The 6,337-nt window shown below is 73.1% G+C and carries 7 protein-coding genes; 4 read left to right on the top strand and 3 right to left on the bottom strand.

Annotated elements, in window-relative coordinates; translation table 11 throughout:
- Positions 1-19 precede the first annotated feature (19 nt).
- Entirely contained in the window at positions 20-1,093 is a 1,074-nt protein-coding gene (locus tag CCN33_RS02160; RefSeq protein WP_244173569.1) for a flavin-containing monooxygenase, read from the top strand.
- Positions 1,094-1,101: 8 nt separating this feature from the next.
- Here CCN33_RS02160 and CCN33_RS02155 read toward each other — a convergent pair whose 3' ends face one another.
- A complete protein-coding gene (locus CCN33_RS02155; RefSeq protein ID WP_086690467.1) occupies positions 1,102-2,397 on the bottom strand; it encodes an MFS transporter in 1,296 nt (431 codons plus the stop codon).
- 71 nt (positions 2,398-2,468) lie between these two features.
- Here CCN33_RS02155 and CCN33_RS02150 point away from each other — a divergent pair, with 71 nt between their 5' ends.
- Positions 2,469-3,488: a GlxA family transcriptional regulator gene (locus tag CCN33_RS02150; protein WP_086690465.1), complete on the top strand. Its 1,020-nt coding sequence runs from the start codon at positions 2,469-2,471 to the stop codon at positions 3,486-3,488.
- A gap of 257 nt (positions 3,489-3,745) precedes the next feature.
- Here CCN33_RS02150 and CCN33_RS02145 read toward each other — a convergent pair whose 3' ends face one another.
- Positions 3,746-4,240: an ATP-binding protein gene (locus CCN33_RS02145; RefSeq protein WP_167387744.1), complete on the bottom strand. Its 495-nt coding sequence runs from the start codon at positions 4,238-4,240 to the stop codon at positions 3,746-3,748.
- Between the two features lie 500 nt (positions 4,241-4,740).
- Entirely contained in the window at positions 4,741-5,121 is a 381-nt protein-coding gene (locus tag CCN33_RS02140; protein ID WP_086690461.1) for an STAS domain-containing protein, read from the bottom strand.
- Between the two features lie 338 nt (positions 5,122-5,459).
- On the opposite strand from CCN33_RS02140, the gene CCN33_RS02135 reads away from it, so the two are divergent.
- Entirely contained in the window at positions 5,460-6,032 is a 573-nt protein-coding gene (locus tag CCN33_RS02135) for an RNA polymerase sigma factor (RefSeq protein ID WP_086690459.1), read from the top strand.
- Positions 6,029-6,337: zf-HC2 domain-containing protein (locus CCN33_RS02130; RefSeq protein WP_140394449.1), on the top strand; the 309-nt coding region annotated here is incomplete at its 3' end. The genes CCN33_RS02135 and CCN33_RS02130, both read left to right, overlap by 4 nt.

The following is a 6,337-nucleotide window of genomic DNA, read 5'->3' as shown; positions in this document are numbered from 1 at the left end:
CCACCGCCCGCACCCCGCGCTGCGGGCGCGCGGGGTGCGGGCGGTGGTGCTGGAGAAGAGCGACCGGGTGGGGGCGTCCTGGCGGCGGCACTACGACCGGCTCCGGCTGCACACCACCCGGCGGCTGTCGGCGCTGCCCGGCCTCGCGATGCCGCGCAGGTTCGGGCGGTGGGTGGCGCGGGACGACGTGGTCCGGTACCTGGAGAAGTACGCGGAGCACCATGAGCTGGAGATCGTCACCGGCGTCGAGGTGTTCCGGGTGGAGAAGGCCGCGGACGGAGCGGGCTGGCTGCTGCACGCCTCCGGCGGCCGCGAGCTGACCGGTGCCGCAGTGGTGGTCGCCACCGGCCACAACCACACCCCGCGCCTGCCGGAGTGGCCCGGCGCGGAGGGCTACGAGGGCGAGCTGCTGCACGCCTCGTCCTACCGGAACCCCAAGCCGTACGAGGGCCGGGACGTGCTGGTGGTCGGCGTCGGCAACACCGGGGCGGAGATCGCCGTCGACCTGGTGGCGGGCGGGGCCTCGCGGGTGCGGCTGGCGGTACGGACGGCGCCGCACATCGTGCGCCGCTCCACGGCCGGCTGGGCGGCCCAGTACACCGGGATCGTGGTGCGGCGGCTGCCGGTGCGGCTGGTGGACCGGCTCGCCCGGCCCATGGCCCGCCTCAGCACCCCGGACCTCTCCGAGCACGGTCTGCCGCGTCCGGAGGCCGGGCTGTACAGCAGGGTCCGGCAGGGCGCGATCCCCGTGCAGGATGTCGGCCTGATCGACGCCGTGCGCACCGGCAAGGTGGCGGTCGTCGCCGCCGTCGAGGGGTTCGAGGACGGCAAGGTGGCACTCGCCGACGGCACCCGGATCGCGCCGGACGCGGTGATCGCGGCGACCGGGTACAGCCGGGGTCTGGACTCCCTGGTGGGCCACCTGGGCGTGCTGGACGAGCGCGGCCGCCCCACCGTCCACGGCGCCCGCACCCCGAAGGACGCCCCCGGCCTGTACTTCACCGGGTTCACCAACCCCATCAGCGGCATGTTCCGCGAGCTGGCGATCGACGCGGAGAAGATCGCCAAGTCGGTGGCCCGGCGCCTGCGTTAGGCGCCCTTTCAAGCGACCGCCACGACCGGGGGCCGACGCCGGATCACCAGCGACATCAACGCCGCCGCCGCGCACAGCGACCCGGACGCGTACCAAACCATGTCGTAGCTGCCGAAGACGTCGCGGGCGAAGCCGCCGAGCCAGGCGATGACGGCCGCGCCGATCTGGTGCGAGGCCAGCACCCAGCCGAAGACGATCGCGCTGTCGTCCCCGAACCGCTCCCGGCACAGCGCCAGGGTGGGCGGCACGGTGGCGACCCAGTCCAGGCCGTAGAAGACGATGAAGAACACCATCGGCACCTGCACCGCCGGTCCCAGCAGCATCGGCAGGAACAGCAGCGAGATGCCGCGCAGCGCGTAGTAGACGGCGAGCAGCCGCCGGGAGTCGAAGCGGTCGGTGAACCAGCCCGAGGCGATGGTGCCGAGCACGTCGAACACCCCGATCACCGCGAGCAGCGAGGCCGCCGCCGGTACCGGCATCCCGTGGTCGTGGGCGGCGGGCACGAAGTGGGTCTGGATCAGCCCGTTGGTGGACGCCCCGCAGATGGCGAAGCTGCCCGCGAGCAGCCAGAACTGCCCCGTGCGCACGGCGGAGGCCAGCACGGCGAGCGCGCGCCGCGCGGCCCCCGTCACCGGCGGCGGCTTGGGCACGAACTCCGTGGCTCCGTAGGGCTTCAGGCCCACGTCGGCCGGGTGGTCGCGCAGCAGCAGCCAGACGAACGGGACGACCGCGAGGGCGGCCAGCGCGACCGTGACGGCGGCCGGGCGCCAGTGGTGGTGCTCCACGATCCAGGACAGCAGCGGCAGGAAGATGAGCTGGCCGGAGGCGGACGCGGCGGTCAGGATGCCGCTGACCAGCCCGCGCCGCGAGGTGAACCAGCGCCCGGTGACGGTCGCGGCGAACGCCAGCGCCATCGAACCCGAACCCAGCCCGACGAACAGGCCCCAGCAGAGCATGAGTTGCCAGGGTGCCGTCATCCACACGGTCAGCCCGGCGCCGAGCGCGATCACGGTCAGCGCGACGGCGACGACCCGGCGGATGCCGAACCGGTCCATCAGCGCGGCGGCGAACGGCGCGGTGAGCCCGTAGAGCGCGAGGTTGACGGAGACGGCCGCGCCGATGGTGGCGCGCGACCAGCCGAACTCCGCGTGCAGCGGGTCGATCAGCAGGCCGGGCAGCGACCGGAAGGCGGCCGCGCCGATGATCGTGACGAAGGTGACGGCGGCGACGAACCAGGCGCGGTGCACACGCCGACGGCTCGGTGCGTCCTGGACGGGGGCGGGAGCGGGACGGGTCTGGGTCACACGCACCAGAGTCCCGGCACCGCCCGTACGCAACGAGTGGCCCGAAGGACAGTGTTCGCTAGGATCGGGCCATGACCGCTGAGATCCAGCCCGTGGACGGCGCGTTCCGTCCGCACCGCGTCGCCGTCCTCGCCCTGGACGGCCTGATCCCCTTCGAACTCGGCATCCCCCACCGCATCTTCGGCCGCCCGGCCGACGCGCAGGGCAGGCCGCTGTACGAGGTGGTGACCTGCTCGATCCGGCCACCCGGGCCGGTCGAGACCGCCGCCGACTTCGCGGTGCACGTACCGCACGGCCCCGAGGCGCTGGCGACGGCGGACACGGTGATCGTCCCGGCGTCCTACGAACTCGGCCCGGTCTTCGAGGAGGGACGGCTCACCCCCGAACTCGGCGCCGCCCTGGCCCGCGTCCGCCCCGCTACCCGCTTCGCCTCGATCTGCGTCGGCGTGTACGTCCTCGCGGCCGCCGGTCTGCTCGACGGCCGCCCGGCGACCACCCACTGGGCCGACGCCGACCGCTTCCAGGAGTTGTTCCCGAAGGTCCGGGTGGACGCCGACGTGCTGTTCATCGACGACGGCGACGTGCTCACCTCGGCGGGGGTCGCGGCCGGGATCGACCTGTGCCTGCACATGGTGCGCCGCGACCACGGCACGGCGGTCGCCAACGACGTGGCCCGCCGCATGGTCGTCCCCCCGCACCGGGACGGCGGCCAGGCGCAGTACATCCACCGCCCGCTGCCCGAGCCGCAGTTGGCCACCACCACGGCCGCCCGCGCCTGGGCGCTCGGCCGGCTGCACGAACCGCTCCAACTGCGGGACCTCGCCGAGCGGGAGGCGATGTCGGTACGGACCTTCACCCGGCGCTTCCGCGAGGAGGTCGGGGTGAGTCCGGGGCAGTGGCTCACCGCGCAACGCGTCGAGCTGGCACGGCAGTTGCTGGAGTCGACGGACCTCTCGGTCGACCAGGTCGCACGGGACGCGGGGTTCGGCACGGCGCAGTCGATGCGCCAGCATCTCCAACAGGCGCTGGGCGTGACACCGACCGCCTACCGGCGAACCTTCCGCGCGGGAGCCGCCGCCGGGACCGAATGAGCGCGGGTGGCGGACCGGCCGGCGGCGCGTCCCCCCCTTGCCCCCGTCACCACCGGCCGGCGCGACCCACACTCGACGAGGACTCACCCCCGCGTGCCCTCGCCGTCCCCTCGCGGCGAATCGCCGTCCCCAAGCCTCCGCAACGCGCGTACCACCCGTCAACACCGGTACGGCGATTCATGCCCTATGCCCACTTCACGTCGGGCGCGCACGGAAGCACACCCGGCGCACGCCCCCCTCGAGACGGGCGAACCCGGCTAGAACGCTTCGGAGAGGAGGTCCTCGTAGGCCGCCGGCTGGACCACGCACGCCGGGGTCGCGCCCTCACGGGGCTGGGAGCAGCGGTCCAGTTCGCACCAGATGCTCTTGCCCCCGCCCTCGGGGCTCCAGCCCCAGCGGTCGGCGAGACAGTCGACGAGGGCCAGACCCCGGCCGCCGGTGGCCTCGCGCCCGGCACAGCGCGGCACGGGCGCGCGTGAGCTGGCGTCGGCCACCTCCAGCCGTACCGTCACCGAGGCCGCGGGCTCCGCGCCGGCGGGCGTCACGGGCGGCGGGCCGCCGGGCAGCGACAGCCGCAGCAGCGCCGGGCGGCCGGTGTGCACCACCGCGTTGGTCACCAGCTCGGAGACGAGCAGGATCAGCGTCTCGGCCAGCGGCTCGTCCGCCGCTATGCCCAGCCCGGCGAGCCGCGACCGCGCCCACTTCCTCGCCCGCCCCACCTCTTCGGGGTCGGGCCGGATCTCCAGCGTCACTTGAAGCACCTGCACCGCTCACACCATCCGAACCGGCGGACACATGACCGCACGACGACCCGCCGCCGCGGCGCGAACCGCGACGAACCGCACGACGAGGGCCACGATCGTAGCCATTTTCTGCATGGCCAGAACAACGGCCAGAGCAAGCGTTACGGAACGTGATTCCCTTACGACACAGCATGGTTGACGTACAGTCACCCCAACAAGCGCTTCGGGCATATTCCCGCGCGAAGGAGTACTCGTGCGGCATACTGTGCGACGCATACGCCAGGGAGTCGAACAGGCGGCGCGCGGGGCCCTGCCGATGGCACTCGCGGTCGCGGTCACTCGCATTCGACCCAAGGTACCCGAGGGGGCGTCCGACTCCGGGCCGTGACGAGTCACAGTCGGAGTACGGGATTCACTTCCACGCTGCGTGACCTGTTTTCGCCACGATCCGCGACATCCATGGCCATGAATCGTGGCACCGAGGGCGCTCACCTCGGCAGCGACGGCGCTCAGGCCGACAGCGATCCCGCCTCGTCGGCTGTGGCGGACTCGACGTCCGGGCGCACGTCGAAGAGGCGGCGCACCCCGAGCGCGCCGAGGACGCGGTTCACGTGCGAGCCGTCCTCCGCGCCCCGGTCGGGCAGGATCAGCCGCAGTCTGCCCTGGCAGGAGCGGATCAGCCGGCGGACCGCGATGAGCACGCCGACCCCGCTGGAGTCGCAGAAGAAGACCTCGGAGAGATCGAGGACCAGGCTGTGGTTCCCCTCGGCGACCACGTCGTGCACCCGCTGCCGCAGCACGGGCGAGGTCACCAGGTCCAGTTCGCCGGCCACCTGGAGCACGGCCCACTCGCCCCGTTCGGTGCCGGTCACTTCGAAAGCCACGGCCACACCTCTCCGCTCGGCGGATCTTGCGGAACCACCCGGAAATGGAAGCAGTTCCTTCGGTTCTTTCCGCGCGGCTGCCCAGCGGCCGTTTCCCTGAAACACGGAACCGCAAACCGCGGAGGGATCGACAGAGGGCTTGTTTCGGTCACTGTCGATCGGGTTCGATCGTACTTCGATCGGAGATGGGCTCGAGATAAGTGAAGACGGTGTGAAGAGACCCCTATCACCTGCGACGCCGTCAGGGGCGCGCATTGACACAAAGGGGCGTGCATCGTCGGACGTGCCGACTACATTCGAGGGGACGCCGGGCACATCCTGGAGACGGCGAGGGGAGGAACCGCATGCCGGCCAAGGACGTACCGCCCCGCTGGGACCGCACGATGCAGCAGCGGCTCGCGCGAGGTGAGGCCGCCGCCCTGGGCGAGCTGTACGACCGGTTCGCCTCCCTGGTGCAGGGCCTCGCGCACCGCGTGCTGAGCGACGACACGGCCGCCGCCGCCGTCACCCGCGACGTCTTCGCCCATGTCTGGGAGCACCCCGACACCTACGACCACCGGCAGGAACCGCTGCGCACCTGGATCGCCGCGACCACCCAGCGGCTGGCCGTGCAGAAGCTGCGCGAGACCGAGACGGCCGCGCTCGGCGGCGACTCCCCGGCGGAACTGGCCGCCCTGGAGAGCCGGGTGCGGCACGCCTCCGTCGCCGCCCGCGCCGACTACATCGTCCACTCGATGCCGCACCCGCTGCGGGCCGCGCTGGAGCTGGCCTACTTCCAGCGGCGCGACTACCGCCAGGCCGCCGCCGACCTCGGCGTCACCGAGGACGAGGCGCGCCGCCGGCTCCGCCTCGGCCTGCAACTGCTCTCCACCGCCCACGACACCGGGGCGCCGCCGGGGCTCGGGGGTGCCCGATGACCGACCCGCACCGCTTCACGGCGCCGGACGGACCCGCGGACGGCACGGCCGGGCACGTGCCCCCGCCCCGCTCCCCCGCCGGACCCGAGCGGCTCGACCTCCCGCACGAGGTGCTGCGCTCCCTGCTCGGCGCCTGGGCGCTGGCCGCCTGCTCGACGGCGGAGACGGACGCGGTGGAGGAGCACCTCGGCGAGTGCGGGGCCTGCGCCGACGAGGCGCGCCGCCTGCGCGAGGCGGTGGGCCTGCTGCACCGCCCGGAGAGCCTGGAGGTCGACCCCACCCTGCGCAACCGGGTCCTGGAGAAC

This window comes from Streptomyces recifensis (genome assembly GCF_002154615.1).
Lineage (GTDB): Bacteria > Actinomycetota > Actinomycetes > Streptomycetales > Streptomycetaceae > Streptomyces > Streptomyces griseoluteus.
This window is presented reverse-complemented; position numbering and strand designations above follow the sequence as displayed.